The sequence below is a fragment of the Pandoraea sp. LA3 genome, from assembly GCF_022696215.1.
Taxonomy (GTDB): Bacteria; Pseudomonadota; Gammaproteobacteria; order Burkholderiales; family Burkholderiaceae; genus Pandoraea; species Pandoraea capi.
The window spans coordinates 1-20,974 of record NZ_PTPY01000022.1 but is presented as its reverse complement, the minus strand read 5'-3'; the positions used below and the strand labels follow the sequence as shown (position 1 = coordinate 20,974).

Below are 20,974 nucleotides of genomic sequence, written 5' to 3'. Positions count from 1 at the left end.
GCCCGAGCCGAGAATTGAGCGGCAATTATAGCAGACCCGCCGCTGCCTCCGCCTCTACTGACTGGATAAGGGGAAACCCCCGACGCAGTCTGGACAATGATGTTATGACAAGTGAACACGCACTCACCTCGGAAAAGAAGTACCCCGTGACCGATGCCGCACGCGCTGCCCTGGCCATTGCCAAGCGCGGTTGCGACGAACTGCTCGTCGAAGAGGAGTTCCTGCAGAAGCTGGCTCGCAGCGAAGCGACGGGCAAGCCGCTGCGCATCAAGCTGGGTCTCGATCCGACCGCGCCCGACATTCACATCGGCCACACGGTGGTGCTCAACAAGATGCGCCAGTTGCAGGATCTGGGGCATACCGTCATCTTCCTGATCGGCGATTTCACCTCGCTGATCGGTGATCCGTCGGGCCGCAACAGCACGCGTCCGCCGCTCACCCGCGAGCAGATCGAGACCAACGCCAAGACGTATTTCGAGCAGGCGGCACTGGTGCTCGACCGCGAAAAGACTGAAATCCGCTACAACAGCGAATGGTCGATGAAGCTCGGCGCAGACGGCATGATCAAGCTTGCCTCGCGCTACACCATGGCGCGCATGCTCGAGCGTGAAGACTTCACGAAGCGTTTCCAGGGTGGCGTGCCCATCGCCATCCACGAATTCCTCTACCCGCTGATGCAGGGCTACGATTCGGTCGCGCTGGAGTCCGATCTCGAACTCGGCGGCACGGATCAGAAGTTCAACCTGCTCGTGGGCCGTGAATTGCAGAAGCAATACGGGCAGGAGCCGCAGTGCATTCTGACGATGCCGCTGCTCGAAGGGCTGGATGGCGTCGAGAAGATGTCGAAGTCCAAGCACAACTACATCGGTATCAGCGAGAAGCCGAGCGAGATGTTCGGCAAGCTGATGAGCATCTCGGACGATCTGATGTGGCGCTACTACGAGCTGCTGTCGTTCCGCTCGCTCGAAGAAATCGCCCAACTGCGCAAGGATGTCGAAGGCGGCCGCAACCCGCGCGACGTGAAGGTGCTGCTCGGTCAGGAGATCGTGGCGCGCTTCCACTCGCAGGCCGACGCCGAGCGTGCGCTCGAAGACTTCAATGCGCGCGCCAAGGGCGGCGTGCCGGACGATATTCCGGAAGTTTCCCTCGATGGCGCCCCGCTGGGCATTGCTCAACTGCTCAAGCAGGCGGGGCTCGTGCCGTCGACGTCGGAAGCCAACCGCAACATCGAACAGGGCGGCGTGCGTATCGATGGCGAAGTCGTGTCCGACAAGGGCGCGAAGATCGACGCCGGGACTTACGTCGTGCAAGTGGGCAAGCGCCGCTTTGCGCGCGTGACGCTCGCCTGAGCGTCGGCACTTCCTGACGGACTGCGATGATCGCGCTCATTCAACGTGTGCTCGAAGCCGCGGTGACGGTCGATGGCCGCACCGTGGGCGCGATCGGCCCGGGGCTGCTCGCGCTCGTGTGCGCCGAGCGCGGCGACACCGAGGCGAGCGCAGACAAGCTGCTCACGAAGCTGCTCGGCTACCGCGTGTTTTCCGACGAGGCGGGCAAGATGAACCGCAGCGTGTCCAGTCTCGACGGCAAGACCGACGGCACGGGCACGGCGGGCGGTTTGCTGCTCGTCTCGCAGTTCACGCTCGCGGCCGATACCAACAGCGGTACGCGGCCGAGTTTCACGCCTGCGGCCAGCCCGGCCGACGGCAAACGCCTCTTCGATCATTTCGTGACGCAGGCGCGCGCGCGCCATCCCATCGTGCAAACCGGTGAGTTCGGGGCGCACATGCGCGTCTCGCTCGTCAACGACGGGCCGGTGACCTTCTGGCTCCGAACGTCGCCGGACGCCGCCTGACATCGTTGGCATCTCCCGATCGCCCGATCTCTCGTCATCCCGAAATTCGCTCGGAATCGTCCTGAAGTCCCTGGGCGACCGCACGCGATTCGTGACGGTGTGATACCGTCGACGGGTTCCGAAATCACACATTCACAGCTTGGGAGTATCTGATGAAAGTCTGGAGTGACTCGTTTGCCGACAACGCCGCGATCGACGCGCAATTCGCCTTCGGCAAACCGGACGCACAGTCGCACGTCGCACTGTCGCAGAACAAGAATCCCCATCTTGCCTGGTCCGATGCCCCTGCCGGCACGCGTTCGTTTGTCGTGATCTGTACCGACAGCGACGTGCCGAGCCAGGGCGATGACGTCAACAAGGAAGGTCGTGAAGTGCCGGCGGATCTGCCGCGCGTCGACTTCTTCCACTGGGTGCTCGTCGACGTGCCTGCGTCGGCCAGCGAGATCCCGGCGGCCAGCCACAGCAATCACGTCACGCCGCGCGGCAAGTTCGGCCCGGACGCGCTCGACGGCATGCGCCACGGCGTGAACGACTACACCGCGTGGTTCGCGGGCGATGACTCGATGAAGGGCGACTACTACGGCTATGACGGCCCGTGTCCGCCGTGGAACGACACGATCGTTCACCACTACCACTTCACCGTCTACGCACTGGACGTGGCCCGCGTGCCGCTCGACGGCCGTTTCGACGGCAACGACGTGCTCGCCGCGATCAAGCCGCATGTGTTGGGCAGCGCCAGCGTGACCGGTACCTACACGCTCAACCCGAAGGCGCTCTGAAGGCGAGCCGCCGGTTTCTCATCATCCAACGTAATTGCCATCGATGACCCGCACGACCGCCACGACGACCACGCTCACCCTGATTCGCCACGGCGAAACCGACTGGAACCGTGTCAAACGGATTCAGGGGCATACCGACATTCCGCTCTCGGCCGAGGGCGAGCGTCAGGCGGTGCTGCTCGGGGAGCGTATTGTGCGTGAGGTGGCGGTGCATGGCAGTGTGTTCGATCACGTGTTGACGAGCGACTTGCAGCGTGCGGTGCAGACGGCGGAGCCTGTTGCGCAGGCGTGTGGTTTGCCGCTCGTGCGCACGGCGCGTCTTCGGGAGCGTCATTACGGCGCGTTCGAGACGCGCGTGCCCGATGAGATTCAGGCGGATTTTCCGCAGGACTACGCGCGTTGGCAGACCCGCGATCCGGACTTCACGATTCCTGGTGGTGAATCGATGCGCGGTTTCTACACGCGCATCACCGATTTTGTCACCCAGTTGCTGGGCGACTATGCCGGCCAGCGTGTGGCGCTCGTCGCGCATGGCGGGGTGCTGGACTGCTGCTATCGGCTGGCGACGGGGCTCGCACTGACCGAGCCGCGCGCGTACCCGTTGCTCAATGCGAGCGTGAACCGTCTGGCGTACGACGGCGAGCGGTGGCAGGTGCTGAGCTGGGGGGACGTCACGCATCTCGACGACGCCGTGCGCGATGAAAGCAATGACAAGCCCGTCGAAGTCGCCGCGGGCGATCGCGTCGACCCGCGCGTGGTGTGATGCGTTGAGGCGCGTCTAAAAGGCTAAATGACAAAGGGGCTAGCGGGCTAACCTAACCGGCTGCCCGAGCGCCAACCTAGCGCTCCAACGATGGCGTCGTGACGACGACCGCCGGGGTAGCGAGCGCACGGCGTCGTGCACGATGCGCCACGCTGTTGCGCATCGACCAGCGCGCGACCTGCGCCATATGACGCACGGCAGGCCGCACCGTCAGGCGGCGAAGCGTCGCCCGGTCGTCGAAGCCGAGCATCGTCTGCGACCAGTCGGGCAGCAGATCGATGCCTGCGCGAAACAACAATCCACTGAACACGCGAGCGCCTGCGAACGGCGCGGGCAAGTTGCGCAGCACGCGCACGACTTCCGCCGTGCGTTCGCTGGCGACGAGCGACGGGCGCATCGATTCGAGATAGTCGTCGATCTGCGCCACGCTTGTCGGCACGTCGCGCGCGCCGAGCGCGATCGCGATGCGGGCCACTTCGGCGTAATACCGGTCCTGATCGCTGCGTGAGAACGCGGGATGCTTGTAGACGAGATAACTGCGCAGGAAGCTCGACGTCTCGGCGACATGGACCCACGTCAGTAACGCAGGGTCGTAGGCTGCGTAAGACCGTCCGTCCGGCGCCGTGCCCTTGACCTGAAGATGGATGCGCCGCACGCGTTCGAGCAGTGCTTCGGCATCGGCCGTATTGCCGAAGGTCGTGCCGCCGATGAACGTCGCGGTCCGGCGCAGACGCCCCATCACGTCCTCGCGGAACGTCGAGTGATCCCAGACGCCAGCCATCGCCAGCGGATGCAGCGATTGCAGCAGCAGCGCGCTCACGCCCCCGATCATCATCGACGTGAAATCGCCGTGCACGTGCCAGCAGGCGGCATCGGGGCCGAAAAGGCCGGGATCGCCGTCAGGGGTGTCGTAGTTCAGACGGGGCGCGCCCGGGCCTGACGTCAGGCTCACGAGGCGCATGGCGATGGCGTGCCGCAGACGTCCCGACACGCCGGTCACCGGTCCGGCGGGCCGCAGGGGCGTTGCCGGGGGCGGTGTGGGCAGGTCGTCGTGCGAAGCCATGATGGGCGAGGGTCGGTCGATGAGACGTCGCCGTGGACGTCGCGGTGTGTCGGGGGCCGGTCGTCGTTTACTTGCCCGTCGTCGGGTCCGGCGACCACAGCGAGCCGCTCTCCGGGGCGCTGCCGGGGGCGGCGAGGCCGAAGTGGCGGTAGGCAGCGAGCGTGGCGACGCGTCCGCGCGGTGTGCGTTGCAGGAAGCCTTGCTGGATCAGGTACGGCTCGATGACGTCTTCGATGGTGTCGCGCTCCTCGCCGATGGCGGCGGCGAGGTTGTCGACGCCGACCGGGCCGCCGTCGAACTTGTGCAGCACGGCTTCGAGAAGCTTGCGGTCCATCACGTCGAAGCCAACCGCGTCGACGTCGAGCATCGACAGCGCGGCATCGGCAACGGCTGCCGTGATGCGACCATCGGCGCGCACTTCGGCGTAATCGCGTACGCGGCGCAGCAGACGGTTGGCGATACGCGGCGTGCCGCGCGCGCGGCGGGCGATCTCATACGCGCCATCGTCCGCGATCACGGCGCCGAGCAGGCCTGCCGAACGACGCACGATGCCGGCGAGTTCTTCCGCCGAGTAGAACTCCAGCCGTGCCACGATCCCGAAGCGGTCGCGCAGCGGGTTCGTCAGCATGCCGGCGCGGGTCGTCGCCCCCACGAGCGTGAACGGCTGAAGATCGAGCTTGACGCTGCGCGCCGCCGGACCTTCGCCGATCATGATGTCGATCTGGTAGTCCTCTAGCGCGGGGTACAGGATTTCCTCGACGACCGGCGAGAGCCGGTGAATTTCGTCGATGAAAAGTACGTCGTTCGCTTCGAGATTGGTCAGCAGGGCAGCAAGGTCGCCCGGACGCTCGAGCACCGGCCCGGAGGTCTGGCGCAGATGCACGCCCATTTCGCGGGCGATGATGTGGGCGAGCGTCGTCTTGCCCAGACCCGGCGGGCCGAAAAGCAGCACGTGGTCGAGCGGTTCCGAGCGCTTGCGAGCCGCTTCGATGAAGATTTCGAGCTGGTCGCGCACCTTGCGCTGGCCGACGTATTCGTCGAGCAGCTTGGGGCGCAGCGCGCGCTCGAAGGCTTCTTCGTTGGGCGAGGCCGGGGTCGGCGCGATGATGCGCTCGGCGGCGAGTTTGTCGGTTTCGATCATGGCTGCATTGTAGCGCTTCGGACGGTCGATCGATCAGCCGACCAGTCGCCCGCGCTTGACGCGCAGGCCCTTGGCGGCGAGCGCCGGCGCGACCTCGGACAGCGCGGCGTAGGTGTCGCCGTTGTGGGCATGGCAGATGGCCACGCCGAGCGCGTCGGAGGCGTCCTTGCCCGGCGTGCCGGTCAGCGTGAGCAGGCGGGTGACCATCTCCTGCACCTGCTCCTTGCGGGCGCGTCCGTAACCCACGACCGCCTGTTTGAGCTGCATCGGCGTGTATTCGAAGACTTCCAGCCCGCCGACCGAGAGCGCCGTGATGGCCGCGCCGCGCGCCTGACCGAGCAGCAGTGTGGATTGCGGGTTGACGTTGACGAACACCTTTTCGATGGCGGCCTGATCGGGCCGGTACGTGTCGACCAGTTCAGCCACGCTCTCGAAGATGATGCGCAGGCGCGCGGCCAACGCGCCGTCGCCAGTGCGGATGACGCCGCTCGTCACATATTGCAGACGGTTGCCGTGCTTTTCGAGCACGCCGAAGCCGGTGACGCGCAAGCCGGGGTCGATGCCAAGAATTCTCATGCGGGGGCCGGTGATCGGCGGGCTGCGCCGATGGGGGCAAAAAGGCTAGTATGGTCCGTATTCTGGCACAGCCGCCCCGGGGCATGGCGCGAAGTCGCCAACGGCTGCGACGGTCATGCTGCGTTTCGTCGTGCAAGACAGTCAGTGGGCGGGGCGTGTGCGGCAAATCCGGGGGGATCGTGAGGCGAGCGCACGCGGGTGCCGGGGCCGGTCGCGTCGATATGCCGCAGGGCTGGCGGGCAGTGACGCGGGGCGCTGCGCGTCGCGCGACGGCGGATTGTTGTACATTGCTTGCTGTTCAAAATATTCGACGGCCTGCCCCCGGGCCGCCTGTCCCCGATGCTCTGGATCAAAGCGCTTCACATCGTTTTCGTCGCCTCGTGGTTTGCCGGCCTGTTCTACCTGCCGCGCATTTTCGTCAACCTCGCGATGGAGAGCGATCCGGCCGCGACGCAGCGTCTGTTGCTCATGGCGCGCAAGCTCTATCGCTTCATGACGATCCTCGCCGTGCCCGCGCTCGCTTTCGGACTGATCCTCTGGCTGTACTACGGCATCGGCCGCTACGGCGGCTGGTTGCATGCCAAGCTGCTCATCGTGGTGCTGCTGATCGGCTATCACCACGCGTGCGGCAGTTTGCTGCGCAAGTTCGAGTCGGGACGCAACACACGCTCGCATCGCTGGTATCGCTACTTCAACGAGATTCCGGTGCTTGGCTTGCTCGGCGCGGTGATCCTCGCTGTCGTCAAGCCGTTCTGATCGGCGCGCGGCCGCCCGCTCTGCGTATCGTTACGAACATCACACACATCACACACGTCGTCATGCAGCGAAAGCGCTAATCCCAAGCGCCAACCACCGATAGCAAGAGGAGTTTGCCGTGAGTCTGACCTGCGAGTATTTCGTGGCGACGCAGTCGCCCTATGTGTATCTCGGGCATGCGCGTTTCGTGGCGCTGGCACGTCGTTACGACGTCCAGATCCAGCTCAAGCCGATGGATCTGGGGCGCATCTTCAACGGTTCCGGCGGGCTGCCGCTGGCCAAGCGCGCACCGCAGCGTCAGGCGTATCGTCTGGTCGAACTGGCGCGCTGGTCGAAGTATCTCGACGTGCCGATGAACCTGAACCCCCAGTTCTTCCCGGTGTCGGCCGATCCGTCCGCACGTCTCGTGATCGCGACGCAGCTCGCGCACGGTATCGACAAGGCGCTCGAACTGATCGGCGCGATATCGAAGGCGCTTTGGGTCGACGAACAGAACATTGCCGACGACGACACGTTGCAAGCCGTTGCCGAGAGCCTGTCGCTCGACGGCAAGTCGCTGCTCGCCGCGTCGCACGGCGCAAGCGTTCAGGCGGCCTATGACGCGAATACCGATGACGCGGCGAGCGCCGGTGTGTACGGCGCGCCGTGGTTCGTCTTCGAAGGTGAACCCTACTGGGGCCAGGACCGCCTCGATTTTCTCGAGCGCGCTTTCGCGCAGGCCAGTGGCAAGACCGCCTGACGCTGCGTTGGTCCGATCTCTTCTCGTCAGACGTTTCAGATCAGATATTTCGACCGCTGCCGTCCGGCGAATCCGGACTGAGGCCGCGGCAACCCCCAAGGAGTGAGCAGCATGAGTCGTCCGGAAGTTGTGTTGTACAAGGGCGTGCCGCCAGACGTGCGTGAGCGGTTGGCCGAGCACTTTTCGCTGACCGAGTTCAACGGCGTGAACGATGGCAATCGCGCCGAGTTCGCGGCGGCGCTCGGCCGTGCGGACGGCGCCATCGGCGTGGGTGTGAACGCTACGCCTGCGCTGCTCGACGGCGCGCCGAAGCTCAAGGCATGGGCCACGGTCTCCGTGGGCTACGACCAGTTCAACGTGCCCGACCTCACGCGTCGCGGCATCTTGCTGATGAACACGCCCGACGTGCTGACGGAAACCACGGCGGACACCGTCTTCTCGCTGGTGCTCGCAAGCGCGCGTCGCGTGGTGGAGCTGGCCGAACTGGTGAAGGCCGGTGGCTGGACGTCGAGTCTCGGTGAGGCGTATTTCGGTACCGACGTGCAGGGCAAGACCATGGGCATCGTCGGCATGGGCCGCATCGGCGGCGCCGTGGCGCGTCGTGCCGCGCTGGGCTTCGGCATGAAGGTGCTGTACAGCAACCGCTCGCGCAACGAAGCGGCGGAGCAGGCGTACGGTGCCGAACATCGTTCGCTGCCCGACCTGCTGGCGCAATCGGATTTCGTCGTGACGCTCGTGCCGCTGTCGCCGGCGACCGAACGCCTGATCGGCGCCAAGGAGTTCGCGCAGATGAAGCGCGGTGCAATCTTCATCAACGCGGCGCGCGGCATGGTAATCGACGAAGCAGCGTTGATCGATGCACTGGCCTCCGGTCATCTGCGCGCTGCCGGTCTCGACGTGTTCGAGCGTGAGCCGGTGTCGGTCGACTCGCCGCTGCTGAAGATGAAGAATGTCGTGGCGTTGCCGCACATCGGCTCGGCGACGCACGAGACGCGTCACGCGATGGCGTCTTGCGCGGCCGACAATCTGATCGCTGCGCTGACCGGCAAGCCGCTGCAAAACGTGGTGAATCCGCAAGCGCGCCAGCAATGAGCGGATGCGATTGATGACCGGATGACGGTCAGCTTGCCGAAGCGGCGACGTCGATCGACGTCGCGCTAAGGCGAAAAATGACGAAGGGCGGAGTGCTGTCGCAGGCTCCGCCCTTCGTCATTTTATTTTGCTGAGATCCGTGCGCTTCGCGCCTCGCATTTTGTGTTTCGCGGCGATGCGCTTCACTTCCTGTCGTTCGCCGTGCGCCGGCGATTGATGACTTCCTTCGCGCGCGCCAGTTGCGAGGGCAGGCGGTCGCCGAGCCGTAGCGCCATCCCGACGGCGAGCACGTCGCCGATGGCCAGATGCGCAATGCGCGACGTCAACGGCGAATACACGTCGGTGTCTTCGTCGACGTCGGCAAAGAGCGCCACCGTCGCCTGTCGCGCCAGCGGTGAATTGCTGTGCGTGATGGCGATCACACTGGCGCCCGCCGTGCGCGCGAGCGACGTGGCTTCGAGCAAGTCCTGCGTGCGTCCCGTGTTCGAGATGGCGACGACCACGTCCCCTTGCCCGAGCAAAGCGGCCGACATCCCGTAGACGTGCGGGTCGTTGTACGCCACGGCGGGCACGCCGAGCCGGAAGAACTTGTGCTGCATGTCCTGTGCGGCAATCCCCGAGGCGCCCGCGCCGTAAAACTCGATGCGTCGCGCGGTGGCAAGCAGGTCGATCGCCTGTCCGATGCTGTCGGGTGAGAGGTTGTTGCGCACCTGCATGAGGCTGCCGATGGTGCGATCGAGTACCTTGCTGGCGATGCCCGGCACCGGCTCGTCTGGCCGTACGTCGCGGTGAACGAACGGCACCCCCTGCGCAATGCCCTGCGCCAGACGGATCTTGAATTCGCGATAGCCGCTGCATCCGACGGCCTGACAGAAGCGGGCGATCGTCGGTTGGCTGACGTTGGCGCGCTCGGCAAGTTCGTTCATCGACAGATCGACGACTTCGCGCGGTGCGTCCAGCACGTAGGTCGCGAGCTTGCGCTCGGACGGGCGCAATTGGGTCAGCGTGGCTTCGATTCGGTTAAGCATGGCAGGCAGCAGGCACCAACAAAAGCAGACGCGCAGCGATGGCCGCTCCGCGTCATTCCCCCTTATGCCCGGTGTGACGTCACCCGCCGATAACGGCGCAGGCATGACGAACCCGGCTTGGTCAGGCGCTCACTATAGCACCCGCAAGCCTCGTGGCATCGGCTTGTTCACACACGCGTTGCCGCCCTCTGAATGATAGGAATGTACAAAAACTACAGAAATACGTCATTCCACATTATGAATTGATGTTTCTCAATACGGCACAATCTCTCGTAAGTGACGGAAATGACTCAGTAAAACCCCGAATGCGGATGTCTTTCGATTGATGGTGTGTAGAATTTCTACTAAACTCCGCTCCCAATTGCCCCGATCCGTCTCCGAGCCGCCGCCTGCGCGGCCCGCACCCGGCAGACGCGTCGGGGGCACTGCAATCCCCAAACCGGTTACCGGCGTGAATCTTTCCGCATGATGTCTGAGCAAACGAAGTCCCTGCACCCGACCGTACTGGCGGTGACTGCCCGTGTCGCCGCGCGCAGCCGCGACACGCGTACCGCATATCTGGCCCGCATCGACGCGAGCGCCGGGCGCTTTCCGCAGCGCGGCGCGCTGTCCTGTGCCAATCTCGCGCACGGCTTCGCGGCCATGCCTGCCAACGACAAGTTGATCCTGCGCGAGCAGCGTCGCCCGAACGTGGGCATCGTCACGTCCTACAACGACATGCTTTCGGCGCATCAGCCGTATGAGCAATATCCGACACGTCTGCGCGAGGCCGCGCGTAAGCTGGGCGCCACGGCGCAGGTGGCGGGCGGTGTGCCCGCGATGTGCGACGGCGTGACGCAAGGCAATGCGGGCATGGAACTGTCGTTGTTCTCGCGCGAAATCATCGCGATGAGCACGGCGATTGCGCTCTCGCACAACATGTTCGACGCGGCGCTCATGCTCGGCGTGTGCGACAAGATCGTGCCGGGTCTCGTGATCGGGGCCTTGCAGTTCGGCCATCTGCCGACGATCTTCGTGCCGGCCGGGCCGATGGCAAGCGGCCTGTCGAACGATGAAAAAGCCAGGATCCGCCAGTGGTACGCCACGGGCAAAGTCGGTCGCGACGCGCTGCTCGAATCCGAATCGCAGGCGTATCACAGCGCCGGCACGTGCACCTTCTACGGCACGGCCAACAGCAATCAGTTGCTCATGGAAATCATGGGCCTGCATCTGCCGGGCGCGGCGTTCGTGCATCCGCATACCGAATTGCGCGACGCACTGACCGACGCGGCGCTCGCGCGCGTGCTGGCCATCGGCGCGGACACCCCCGACTACACCCCGATCGGCCACGTGGTCGACGAGCGTGCCGTCGTCAACGGCATTGTCGGCTTGCTGGCCACGGGCGGCTCGACCAACCACACGCTGCACCTGGTCGCGATGGCGCGTGCGGCCGGCGTCATCATCGACTGGGACGATTTCGACGCGCTGTCGGCCATCGTGCCGCTCATGGCGCGCGTCTACCCGAATGGCAAGGCCGACGTGAATCACTTCCACGCGGCCGGCGGCATGGGTTTCCTCACGGGCGAACTGCTCGACGCCGGCTTGCTGCATGAGGATGTCAAGACCGTGGCCGGTCCGGGGCTGTCTCGTTATCGCGCCGAGCCGTGGCTGTCGTCCGAAGGGCTGGCGTGGCGCGCAGGGAGCGCCTACAGTGGTGATCGTGACGTCCTGCGCGGCCATGCCGAGCCGTTCGCCCCCGATGGCGGACTGCGGCTCATGCACGGCAATCTGGGGCGGGGCGTCATCAAGGTGTCGGCGGTCAAGCCGGAACATCGGCGCGTGGCTGCAACGGCACGCGTATTTACTTCGCAGGAAGCGGTCCAGGCCGCGTTCGACGCCGGTGAGCTGCGTCGTGACGTGGTCGTGGTGTTGCGTGGCCAGGGGCCGCGCGCCAATGGCATGCCCGAGCTGCATCGCCTCACCCCGCTGCTCGGTGTCTTGCAGGACGAAGGGTTCGCCGTGGCGCTCGTGACGGATGGCCGGATGTCGGGCGCGTCGGGCAAGGTGCCCGCCGTGATTCACGTGTCGCCCGAGGCGGCCGGCGGTGGCCCGCTCGCGCGGGTACGCGACGGTGACCTGATCGTGCTCGACGCCAACGCCGGCATGCTGCACGCCGAGGTGTCGCCACAGGACTGGGCCGCGCGTGAGATCGCGCCAGTGCCTGTGTCGGGCGACGACACCGGACGTCTGCTCTTCGGCCACATGCGTGCGGCCGTGGGCGCGGCGGAGACGGGCGCTTCCGTGTTCTTCAGTACTGAGTGACGTCGAGCGGGCAACAGGTGCGCAAGGGATGACAAGCGCCGACCATGCAAAACGCAAGACTTCACAGCATTCAAGGAAAACGTAATGGACATCAATGACATCGTTCGTGCCGGCCCCGTGGTTCCGGTGCTCCAGTTCGACAACGTCGAGCAAGGCGAGCAAGTCTCGCGTGCGCTGCTCGCGGGCGGCGTGCGAGTGCTCGAAATCACGCTGCGCACCCCGGCGGCGATGGACGTCATCCGCCATGTGGCGGGCCTGTCCGACGAACTGATCGTTGGCGTGGGCACGCTCACGCGTCCCGAAGAAATGGCGCAGGCCGTGGCCGCCGGTGCGCGCTTCGGCGTGTCGCCGGGTTACACGCCTGCGCTGGGCGCGGCGGCCAGGGCGGCCGGCCTGCCGCTGCTGCCGGGCGTGGTCACGCCCTCGGACATTCTGGCGGCGCTCGCCGATGGCTACGAGACGGTGAAGTTCTTCCCGGCCGAACCGTCGGGCGGTGTGCCGATGCTCAAGGCGTTGTACGGGCCGTTCCGCGACGTGCGTTTCTGCCCGACGGGCGGCATCAGCGCCGAGTCGGCGCCGTCGTATCTGGCGCAGCCGAACGTGGTGTGCGTGGGCGGCTCGTGGTTGACGCCCAAGGCGCTGGTCGACGCGAAGGATTGGGACGGCATCACGCGACTCGCTCGCGCGGCGAGCGCACTGCCGCGCGGTTGAGGGTTGCAGGTTGAGGGTTGATTCGCGGGCGTCAGGTCGAGGGCGTCCCGCGTGGTTCATGTCACAACGATCGTGCAGCACCCGCTTCATCGAATAACAGGATTTCAATAAACGGGCGCGAGCCCAACGGGCATCCGCCCATCTAGCCAAACGAGGAGACCCCCCATGGTCGCGGTGCAAGGCAACTTGCTGCTGGTGTACGCGCTTGTCGCGGTAATCGCGCTGATTCTGATGATCGCGCGTTTCAAACTGAACCCGTTCATTACGCTGATCGTCGTCTCGCTCGTGCTCGGGCTGGCGGTGGGCATGCCGATGGGCGGGATCGTCAAGGCATTCGAGACGGGCGTGGGCAACACGCTGGGGCACATTGCGCTCGTGGTCGGTCTGGGGACGATGCTCGGCAAGATGATGGCCGAGTCCGGGGGCGCGGAGCGCATCGCGCGCACGCTGATCGGCTTCTTCGGTGAGAAGAACGTGCACTGGGCGATGGTCGTGATCGCGTTCATCGTCGGCCTGCCGGTGTTCTTCGAAGTCGGCTTCGTGCTGCTGATCCCGATTGCGTTCAACGTCGCGAAGCGCACCGGCACCTCGATGGTGCTCGTGGGGATTCCGATGGTGGCCGGTCTGTCGGTCGTGCACGGCTTGATTCCGCCGCACCCGGCGGCGCTGCTGGCGGTGACCGCTTACAACGCCGACATCGGTCACACCATCATGTACGCGCTGATTGTCGGCATTCCGACGGCCGCCATCGCCGGTCCGTTGTTCGCGAAGCTCATGGCGCGTCACGTGGTGCCCAATCCAGACAATCCGCTGCTCGCCCAGTTCGTCGACGAAGACCGCCCGATGGACACGCTGCCGGGCTTCGGCATCACGCTGTTCACGATTCTGCTGCCGGTGATTCTGATGCTCATCGGTAGCTGGGCCGATCTGTTCTTCGCACCGAAGACGTTCGCCAACGACTTCCTGCGTCTGATCGGCAACTCGGTGATGGCGCTGCTCATCGCCACGCTCGTGAGCTTCTTCACGTTCGGCAAGCAACGCGGCTTCAATCGCGACCAGATCCTGAAGTTCACCAACGAGTGTCTGGCACCGATCGCCACCATTACGCTGGTGGTGGGTGCCGGCGGCGGTTTCGGGCGTATCCTGATGGACAGCGGCGTGTCGAAGGCGATCGTCGACGTGGCGAACAACGCGCATCTCTCGCCGCTGCTGCTGGGCTGGCTGGTGGCGGTGCTGATCCGTATCGCGACGGGCTCGGCCACGGTGGCCATGACGACCGCCTGCGGTATCGTCGCCCCGATTGCGGCGGCGGCCGGTGCGACCGTCAAGCCGGAACTGATGGTGCTGGCCACGGGCGCGGGTTCGCTGATTCTGTCGCACGTGAACGACGGCGGCTTCTGGCTGGTCAAGGAGTACTTCAACATGACCGTGCCGCAGACCTTCAAGACGTGGACGGTTTGCGAGACGATCATCTCGGTCGTAGCGCTCCTGCTCACGCTCGGCCTCGCAACGGTGGTCTGAGGTCAGCGAGGTGGTACGGATGGGGCAGGGCATGCAGCAAGAGCAACACGCCGGCGCGAGCCGGCACGGAACAAGGAGACGAGCCATGATCGTCGTGGTAATGGGCGTATCGGGCAGCGGCAAGAGCACGGTCGGGCAAATGCTCGCCGACCGTCTGGGCTGCGGGTTTTCCGACGCGGATTCGTTTCACAGCGCCGCGAACATCGAGAAGATGCGACGGGGCGAAGCGCTCAACGACGAGGACCGCGCACCGTGGCTTGCCGCGATTCGCGAGGCCATCGTCGCGCGTCGTGTGGCGGGGCGTCATCACGTGTTCGCGTGCTCGGCATTGCGTGCCCGCTATCGCGATGTGCTCGGCGAGCACGACGGCGACGTGGTGTTCGTCTACCTCAAGGGCGCGCCCGAAGTGATCGGCGAGCGTCTGGCGTCGCGCTCGGGGCATTTCTTCGATCCGGCGTTGCTGCAAAGCCAGTTCAGCACGCTCGAAGAGCCGCGTGATGCGCTGATCATCGACATCCGCGAATCGCCCGAGGCGATCGTCGAAACCCTCCTGCACAAGCTCGCCGCCTGCCCCGGCGGCATACCGCTGACGTCCGCCGGGTCGGCGCGCGTACAATAGCGGTTTATTCCCCCAACCGGCGCTTCGCGCGCCGGTCGTACGCATCAACATGGCTTCCTTCGAATTCTTTGCGCCCTGTCCTCGCGGACTGGAAGAGGCGCTTGCCGCCGAACTGGCAGAAATGGGGCGTCTCGCCCCGATCTCGGTGGGCAAACAGGTGCCCGGTGGCGTGCATTTCGCCGGTCCGTGGGCGGCCGGCATGGCCGCCAACCTGCATTCGCGCATTGCGAGCCGCGTGCTGCTGCGCGTGGCCCAGCAGGGCTATCGCACCGAACAGGACATCTACGAATTCGCCCTGCGTCAGCGCTGGGAAGACTGGTTCGGCTATCAGCAGACGCTGCGTGTCGACGTCACCGGCATCAAGGCGCCGGTGCGTAGCCTCGAATTCGTCACGCTGCGTGTGAAGGACGCCGTGTGCGACCGCCTTCGCGAGAAGACCGGGGCGCGTCCGAACATCGATACCACGCAGCCCGATGTGCGCGTGTTCGCCTTCCTGACCGCCACCGACGCCACGCTGTATCTCGATACGTCCGGTGAACCGCTATTCAAGCGCGGCTGGCGTCTGGACAAGGGGGCCGCACCGCTGCGCGAGAACCTCGCCGCAGGCATCCTGCGTCTGGCGGGCTGGCGCACCGATACGGCGGCCGACATGGTGCTGTACGACCCGATGTGCGGCAGCGGCACGTTCCTCGCGGAAGCCGCGCAGATCGCGCTCGGCGTACCCGCCGGGGCAGGTCGCCGCTTCGGTTTCGAGAAGCTCAAGGGCTACGACATCACCGCGTGGCAATCGCTCAAGGTGCAGGCGAGCGATGCGCAGCGCGACGCCCGTGTGCGCGGCGTGCCCGACTCGATCTTCGGCAGCGACATTTCCGGCGACATGCTGGTCAAGTCGCGCGCCAACCTGGAGCGCGCTGGCGTGGGCGACATCGGTCTGAAGCAGGTGGATGCCCGCGACATGTCGCCGCCGGTGGATCGTCCCGGGATCATCGTCGCGAACCCGCCGTATGGCGAGCGTATCGAAGTGCGCGGCCGTCGTGCGCCGCGCGATGCCGACGACGGCTATTCGCCGGACGTGCAAGGCAATCGCGGCGGCAACTTCCAGCGCAATCAGCCGGACGGCGTCGATGCCGCATTCTTCCGCGCCTTCGGCGACGCGCTCAAGCAACGCTTCACTGGCTGGAGCGCGTTCCTGCTGACGGCAGACATGAGCCTGCCGGGGCAGATGCGGTTGCGTGAGTCGCGTCGGACACCGCTGTACAACGGCGCGCTCGAATGCCGTCTGTTCCGCTTCGACCTGATCGCGGGTTCCGTGCGCAAGCGTGGCGAGCAAGGAGAGCGTGGTGAACGTGAGGGCGATGCGCCGCGCCAGGACGGCGAAGCGTAAGCATCGCGCGTGCTGTTCGACGTCATGAAAAAGACCGGCCATTGGCCGGTCTTTTGTTTTGCGCGGGCGGTGTGGAAGCCGGCGACGCTGCTCGTCAACAATCCGTGACGGCGGGTGCCGAGCTTGAGCGATGCACGGGCGGCGGTGGCGGCGGCGGCAGTGCCGCGCGCTGCGCCGCGCGCCGATGCCGGGCCGTGACGGCCAGACGCTCACGCAGATCGCTCGGCGCAATCCGTGCCCGGCGCGGGTCGCACGCCACGTTCTCCGGGTCGGACAAATCGCTCTCGTAGTCGGCGCTGGTGCGCGGCGAGTATCCGGCGACGTCGAGAAAGCCTAGCGTCGTCACGTCGCGCAGCCAGCGCTCCGTGTCGCAAGTGATTGCCTGGTGGCTCACGATGTCGTCGATGAGCAGCCCTTCGCGCGGATCGGGGCGAATCTGCCAGATGTCGCGTGTGGCTTCCCAATGCGGCCAGATTTGACCACCCGCGCCGTAATGGCAGTAGGCCAGCGCCTGATAGGCCTTGCGGCAGGTGTCTCGCATCGCGTAGCAATGCGGACGGTCGAGCGTGGCGATGTCGAGCACTCGCGCGAGGCTGCCGTTGGCGTCGGCGGTGGCGCTGTAGAAGTACACCCACCGGTTGGCGGTGTCGAGCGACCACGGCACGGCGATATCGTGGCCGAACGTCTGGAGAATGCGCAGCGTCAGGATGTCGTCAGCGACGTGGGCATCCTCGTCGCGGGTGAGGACGGATTGTGCCCACATGTCGAGCGTTGGCGTGCCGGCGAGTCGCTCGAAAATCGTCCAGCCAGTCGGTCGCGGGATCAGGCGGCGCAGCAGATCGGCGGCGAGATCGCCCGGCAGCCCGGTGTCTCTGAGCGCGTCGAGTGTGACTTCGTGATCTTCGAGCGTCGCGAGACGTCGCAGTGCCGCCGCCTGTTCCGCGTTACGGGCAGGTTGGCCGTGCGTCGTCTTGCCGATGTAGCGCTCGACTTCGCGTCCGAAGACGCTGTCCGGATGCACGGCGGCATCGCGCATGGCAGCCTTCGTCGGATTGCATTTGGGGTTGAGCGCTCTGATGTTGACGACGTCCGCCCAACTGAGCGACCGGTAGATGGGTTCGAGGACCGGCGTGCTCGGGTGTGGCTGCTGTGCGGCGGCAGCCGACTGATGGTCTACGTTCATCGGATATCTCCTCGCGGACAATGTGAGAGGCGCCATTGTCCGGAAGGAATCCGATGGGCGATGTCGAGTTCTCCCGTCGGAATGTGCAATCGGGGATGGGGCTCGATCAGTGGCCGACTCGGTGGCCGATTTACGCGGGACGCGACATTAGAAAGCGCCGCAGGATGCCGTGCGAATAGTGGCTGGCGATGTCGAGAAGAAAGCGCGGGAAGTCGACGTGTGCGGTGTCGTCGGCGGCATCCGAGAGCGTGCGCATTACGGCAAACGGAATGCCGTACTCGTGACACACCTGTGCAACGGCAGCCCCTTCCATCTCGACGGCGAGCGCCTGCGGCAGGTGGCTGCGCAGCAGCGTGACTTCGCCGGCGCTGGAGACGAACCGGTCGCCGCTGGCGATCTGTCCGACGTGCACGCGCGGCGCGGTCATCCGAAGTTCCTCGCGCAGCACAGCGCTCACCTGGCCGGTCATCTCCCCGGCGAGCCAGTCGCGCGCGGCCTGGGCGAGGGCGTCGCGCAGGGCCGATTCGGCGGAGAACGAGTCGCGTCCGAGCAGCGGGATCTCGAAGCGCGGGAAGAGGGGGCTGGCATCCATGTCGTGCTGGGTGAGCGTGTCGGCAATGACCACGTCGCCGACCGACAGCCCGTGCGCGAGGCCGCCCGCAACGCCGGTGAAGACGATCTCCTTCACGTCGAAGCGATGAATCAGCGCAGCCGTGGTGGCGGCCGCCGCCACTTTGCCGATGCGGGCGAGCACGATGACGCAGTCGTGACCGTGCAGCCTGCCCACGTGATAGTCGCGCATGCCGATGTGCTCGACGTGCGCGCCGGGGGCCATCTCCGCGAGCAGGTCGGCGATTTCTTCGTGGAGGGCGGCAACGATGCCTAGCGTCATGATGCGTGACTCGATAGCGATGATGAGCGCGCATTGTAGCGCGGGGCTGCACCCTGTGATGGCGTGCAGCCCGGCGCTGGCGTTGACGACAATTCGTCGAATTCGTCGCCTTGGTGATGCATTGTCGGCAGCGTCCGCGCGCCGAGATTCGACGCCACGGACGTCAGCCTCGCATCACTCGACTGCCTTGACCATTTCTTCGACGACCTTCTTCGCGTCGCCGAACACCATCATGGTCTTGTCGAGGTAGAACAGCTCGTTGTCGAGACCGGCGTAACCGGCGGCCATCGAGCGCTTGTTGACGATGATCGTCTTGGCCTTGTACGCCTCGAGAATCGGCATGCCCGCGATCGGCGATTGCGGATCGTTCTTCGCCGCCGGGTTCACCACGTCGTTCGCGCCGAGCACCAGCACCACGTCGGTCTGGCCGAATTCGCCGTTGATCTCGTCCATTTCCAGCACTTGATCGTAGGGGACTTCGGCTTCGGCGAGCAGCACGTTCATGTGCCCCGGCATACGACCCGCCACCGGGTGAATCGCGTAGCGCACGTTCACGCCCTTCTCGGAGAGCTTGTCGGTCAGTTCCTTGAGCGCATGCTGTGCACGGGCTACGGCCAGCCCGTAACCCGGCACGATCACCAGCGATTCGGCGTTGCTCATGAGGAATGCAGCGTCGTCGGGCGAGCCCGACTTGACCGGACGTTGCTGCTGCTCGCCACCCGCGGCCGCAGCCCCCGGCGTGGCGCCGAAGCCGCCGAGAATCACGTTGAAGAACGAGCGGTTCATCGCCTTACACATGATGTACGACAGGATCGCGCCCGACGAACCCACGAGCGAGCCGGCAATGATCAGCATCGGGTTGTTCAGCGAGAAGCCGATACCGGCGGCCGCCCAGCCCGAGTACGAGTTCAGCATCGAGACCACGACCGGCATGTCGGCGCCGCCAATCGGAATGATGATGAGCACGCCGAGCACGAACGCGATGGCTGTCATCAGGATGAACGGCAGCCAGCTTTGCGACAGGAAGAAGATGACGCCGAAGCCGAGCATCGCGATGGCGAGCAGCAGATTGATCGTGTGCTGGCCCGTGAACTGGACCGGCGCGCCCTGGAACAGACGGAACTTGTACTTGCCCGAGAGCTTGCCGAAGGCGATGACCGAACCCGAGAAAGTGATCGCGCCGACGAACGTGCCGATGAACAGCTCGATGCGGTTGCCCGGCGGCAGGAACGTTTCTCCGGCCGGGACGATGCCGAATGCCGCCGGTTCCGCCACAGCGGCCACGGCGATACAGACAGCAGCCAGACCGATCAGCGAGTGCATCGCGGCGACGAGTTCCGGCATCTTCGTCATCTCGACCTTGCGAGCGACGTAGGCACCGATACCGCCACCGACCACCAGACCCGCGAGGATCAGCGCGAGACCCGAGTAGTTACCGCCCATCAGACGACGCAACTCGTAGATCAGCGCAATTGTCGTGACGGCGGCAATCGCCATGCCGATCATGCCGAACGCGTTGCCGCGTCGTGCCATCTTCGGATTCGACAGGCCCTTGAGTGCCTGAATGAAACAGATCGACGCGACCAGATACAGCAGCGTGACGAGATTCATGCTCATTGCTTGTCCCCCTCGATCGCCTTGGCGGGCTTATCTTTCTTCTTGAACATCTCCAGCATGCGCTGCGTGACGAGGAAGCCCCCGAACACGTTCACCGCCGCTAGTGCCACGGCCACGACACCCATCGTCTTGCCGAGGTTGCCTTCGGTGAGGCCTGCGGCGAGCATTGCGCCGACGATCACGATGGCCGAGATCGCGTTGGTCACCGCCATGAGCGGCGTGTGCAGTGCAGGCGTGACGTTCCACACCACGTGATAGCCGACGTACACCGCCAGCACGAAGATGATCAGGTTGATCACCGTGTGATTGATCATTTCCATGACTTCTCCCTTATGCGGCGCGCAGCACTTGTCCGTCGCGGCACATCAGACATGCGGCGACGATATCGTCGTTGGTATCGATGACGAGCTTGCCTTCCTTGTCGATCACCAGCTTGAGGAAGTCGAGCACGTTACGAGCGTAGAGCGCGGAGGCATCCGCAGCCACCATACCGGCGAGGTTGGTGTAACCGGCGATGGTCACGCCGTGGACCTTGACCACTTCGTCAGCCACCGACAGCGGGCAGTTGCCGCCGCCGTTCGCGCCACGTCCGGCCGCGAGGTCGATGATCACCGAGCCCGGCTTCATCGCCTTGACGGTGTCTTCGGCGATCAATGTCGGGGCTGCACGCCCCGGGATCAGTGCAGTGGAAATGACGATGTCGGCCTGCGTGAGACGCGTATGCACCAACTGCGCCTGACGGGCGAGCCATTCGGCGGGCATCGGACGCGCGTAGCCACCCACGCCCTTGGCGATCTCACGTTCCTCGTCGGTCTCGAACGGCACGTCGATGAACTTCGCGCCGAGCGATTCGATCTGCTCGCGCACGGCCGGACGCACGTCCGACGCTTCAATGACCGCACCCAGACGCTTGGCCGTCGCGATGGCCTGCAAGCCCGCAACGCCAGCGCCCAG

At 65.3% G+C, this 20,974-nt stretch carries 20 protein-coding genes and 1 pseudogene; 12 read left to right on the top strand and 9 right to left on the bottom strand.

What is annotated here, in order from left to right; translation table 11 throughout:
• Positions 1-104: 104 nt before the first annotated feature.
• The 4 genes from tyrS (at position 105) to C5N93_RS04380 (ending at position 3,397) form a co-directional block, all read left to right on the top strand.
• A complete protein-coding gene (tyrS, locus tag C5N93_RS04395) occupies positions 105-1,349 on the top strand; it encodes a tyrosine--tRNA ligase (protein WP_069340023.1) in 1,245 nt (414 codons plus the stop codon).
• 26 nt (positions 1,350-1,375) lie between these two features.
• Positions 1,376-1,855 (top strand): D-aminoacyl-tRNA deacylase, encoded by a 480-nt coding sequence (dtd, locus tag C5N93_RS04390; protein ID WP_242558410.1) that lies wholly within the window; start codon positions 1,376-1,378, stop codon positions 1,853-1,855.
• Between the two features lie 152 nt (positions 1,856-2,007).
• A complete protein-coding gene (locus C5N93_RS04385) occupies positions 2,008-2,634 on the top strand; it encodes a YbhB/YbcL family Raf kinase inhibitor-like protein (protein WP_069340021.1) in 627 nt (208 codons plus the stop codon).
• A 43-nt stretch (positions 2,635-2,677) separates the two neighbouring features.
• The gene (locus C5N93_RS04380; RefSeq protein ID WP_242558409.1) at positions 2,678-3,397 is read left to right on the top strand and encodes a histidine phosphatase family protein; all 720 of its coding nucleotides are present in this window, start codon (positions 2,678-2,680) and stop codon (positions 3,395-3,397) included.
• Between the two features lie 76 nt (positions 3,398-3,473).
• Here C5N93_RS04380 and C5N93_RS04375 read toward each other — a convergent pair whose 3' ends face one another.
• From C5N93_RS04375 to ruvC, 3 genes are all read right to left on the bottom strand, one after another.
• Entirely contained in the window at positions 3,474-4,460 is a 987-nt protein-coding gene (locus tag C5N93_RS04375; protein WP_069340415.1) for an oxygenase MpaB family protein, read from the bottom strand.
• Positions 4,461-4,527: 67 nt separating this feature from the next.
• Positions 4,528-5,601 carry a Holliday junction branch migration DNA helicase RuvB gene (gene ruvB, locus C5N93_RS04370; protein WP_150722054.1) on the bottom strand — a complete coding sequence of 358 codons (1,074 nt, stop codon included), beginning with the start codon at positions 5,599-5,601 and terminating at the stop codon, positions 4,528-4,530.
• Between the two features lie 33 nt (positions 5,602-5,634).
• Positions 5,635-6,177 (bottom strand): crossover junction endodeoxyribonuclease RuvC, encoded by a 543-nt coding sequence (gene ruvC, locus C5N93_RS04365; RefSeq protein WP_242558408.1) that lies wholly within the window; start codon positions 6,175-6,177, stop codon positions 5,635-5,637.
• A gap of 339 nt (positions 6,178-6,516) precedes the next feature.
• Here ruvC and C5N93_RS04360 point away from each other — a divergent pair, with 339 nt between their 5' ends.
• The 3 genes from C5N93_RS04360 (at position 6,517) to C5N93_RS04350 (ending at position 8,764) form a co-directional block, all read left to right on the top strand.
• Positions 6,517-6,933 carry a CopD family protein gene (locus C5N93_RS04360; protein WP_242558511.1) on the top strand — a complete coding sequence of 139 codons (417 nt, stop codon included), beginning with the start codon at positions 6,517-6,519 and terminating at the stop codon, positions 6,931-6,933.
• Positions 6,934-7,051: 118 nt separating this feature from the next.
• Complete coding sequence (locus tag C5N93_RS04355; RefSeq protein ID WP_242558407.1) at positions 7,052-7,672, top strand: 2-hydroxychromene-2-carboxylate isomerase; 621 nt, start codon at positions 7,052-7,054, stop codon at positions 7,670-7,672.
• A 111-nt stretch (positions 7,673-7,783) separates the two neighbouring features.
• A complete protein-coding gene (locus tag C5N93_RS04350; RefSeq protein ID WP_242558406.1) occupies positions 7,784-8,764 on the top strand; it encodes an NAD(P)-dependent oxidoreductase in 981 nt (326 codons plus the stop codon).
• A 182-nt stretch (positions 8,765-8,946) separates the two neighbouring features.
• On the opposite strand, the gene C5N93_RS04345 is transcribed toward C5N93_RS04350, so the two are convergent.
• A complete protein-coding gene (locus tag C5N93_RS04345) occupies positions 8,947-9,792 on the bottom strand; it encodes an SIS domain-containing protein (protein ID WP_242558405.1) in 846 nt (281 codons plus the stop codon).
• Between the two features lie 468 nt (positions 9,793-10,260).
• On the opposite strand from C5N93_RS04345, the gene edd reads away from it, so the two are divergent.
• From edd to C5N93_RS04320, 5 genes are all read left to right on the top strand, one after another.
• Positions 10,261-12,093 (top strand): phosphogluconate dehydratase, encoded by a 1,833-nt coding sequence (gene edd, locus C5N93_RS04340; RefSeq protein WP_242558510.1) that lies wholly within the window; start codon positions 10,261-10,263, stop codon positions 12,091-12,093.
• Positions 12,094-12,177: 84 nt separating this feature from the next.
• Positions 12,178-12,804 carry a bifunctional 4-hydroxy-2-oxoglutarate aldolase/2-dehydro-3-deoxy-phosphogluconate aldolase gene (gene eda / locus C5N93_RS04335; RefSeq protein ID WP_242558404.1) on the top strand — a complete coding sequence of 209 codons (627 nt, stop codon included), beginning with the start codon at positions 12,178-12,180 and terminating at the stop codon, positions 12,802-12,804.
• Positions 12,805-12,969: 165 nt separating this feature from the next.
• On the top strand, positions 12,970-14,325 hold the full coding sequence (locus C5N93_RS04330; protein ID WP_150722059.1) for a GntP family permease: 1,356 nt from the start codon (positions 12,970-12,972) through the stop codon (positions 14,323-14,325).
• An 85-nt stretch (positions 14,326-14,410) separates the two neighbouring features.
• Complete coding sequence (locus tag C5N93_RS04325; protein WP_242558403.1) at positions 14,411-14,944, top strand: gluconokinase; 534 nt, start codon at positions 14,411-14,413, stop codon at positions 14,942-14,944.
• Positions 14,945-14,993: 49 nt separating this feature from the next.
• On the top strand, positions 14,994-16,328 hold the full coding sequence (locus C5N93_RS04320) for a class I SAM-dependent RNA methyltransferase (RefSeq protein ID WP_242558402.1): 1,335 nt from the start codon (positions 14,994-14,996) through the stop codon (positions 16,326-16,328).
• Positions 16,329-16,422: 94 nt separating this feature from the next.
• On the opposite strand, the gene C5N93_RS04315 is transcribed toward C5N93_RS04320, so the two are convergent.
• The 5 genes and pseudogenes from C5N93_RS04315 to C5N93_RS04295 form a co-directional block, all read right to left on the bottom strand.
• A complete protein-coding gene (locus tag C5N93_RS04315; RefSeq protein ID WP_242558401.1) occupies positions 16,423-17,511 on the bottom strand; it encodes a hypothetical protein in 1,089 nt (362 codons plus the stop codon).
• A 130-nt stretch (positions 17,512-17,641) separates the two neighbouring features.
• A complete protein-coding gene (locus tag C5N93_RS04310; RefSeq protein WP_242558400.1) occupies positions 17,642-18,403 on the bottom strand; it encodes a 5'-methylthioadenosine/adenosylhomocysteine nucleosidase in 762 nt (253 codons plus the stop codon).
• A 174-nt stretch (positions 18,404-18,577) separates the two neighbouring features.
• Entirely contained in the window at positions 18,578-20,020 is a 1,443-nt protein-coding gene (locus C5N93_RS04305) for an NAD(P)(+) transhydrogenase (Re/Si-specific) subunit beta (protein WP_242558399.1), read from the bottom strand.
• Complete coding sequence (locus C5N93_RS04300) at positions 20,017-20,340, bottom strand: NAD(P) transhydrogenase subunit alpha (protein WP_039396221.1); 324 nt, start codon at positions 20,338-20,340, stop codon at positions 20,017-20,019. Before C5N93_RS04300 ends, C5N93_RS04305 begins: the two co-directional genes overlap by 4 nt.
• A 10-nt stretch (positions 20,341-20,350) precedes the next feature.
• Positions 20,351-20,974 (bottom strand): annotated as a pseudogene (locus C5N93_RS04295) (NAD(P)(+) transhydrogenase (Re/Si-specific) subunit alpha); the annotation flags it as partial.